This window comes from Psychrobacter sp. CAL346-MNA-CIBAN-0220 (genome assembly GCF_040309805.1).
GTDB lineage: Bacteria > Pseudomonadota > Gammaproteobacteria > Pseudomonadales > Moraxellaceae > Psychrobacter.
This window is the reverse complement of sequence record NZ_JBEOPF010000143.1, coordinates 1-281: the sequence shown is the minus strand read 5'-3', so window position 1 is coordinate 281 and position 281 is coordinate 1. Positions and strand designations below refer to the sequence as shown.

The 281-nt window shown below is 36.7% G+C and carries 1 protein-coding gene; it reads right to left on the bottom strand.

Translation table 11 applies throughout. The features are described from left to right. Positions 1-89: 89 nt before the first annotated feature. Positions 90-281, bottom strand: a 192-nt coding sequence (gene ccsA, locus AAEY88_RS13060) for a cytochrome c biogenesis protein CcsA (RefSeq protein WP_350563070.1), incomplete at its 5' end; no start/stop codon positions are given.

The following is a 281-nucleotide window of genomic DNA, read 5'->3' as shown; positions in this document are numbered from 1 at the left end:
ACAAGGTACTGGTCGATATGGCGTCCAACGATGGATCCTTTTATTATAAACTAGCGTGTATTAGGCTAGAGTGAGTTAGTAGAGTCAAGTTAAAATTTATTTAGAATAACTTCTTGTATAAAACGACTGCCAAAATAAGCCAGTGTAAGAATAAAAGCAGCAACCATAATAGCAATAACCACAGGTTTACCACGCCAGCCTTTTTTCATATGGCCAAGCGCAATCACAGCAAAAATACACCATGCAACAAGCGATAATATCGTTTTATGGATAAATTGAGT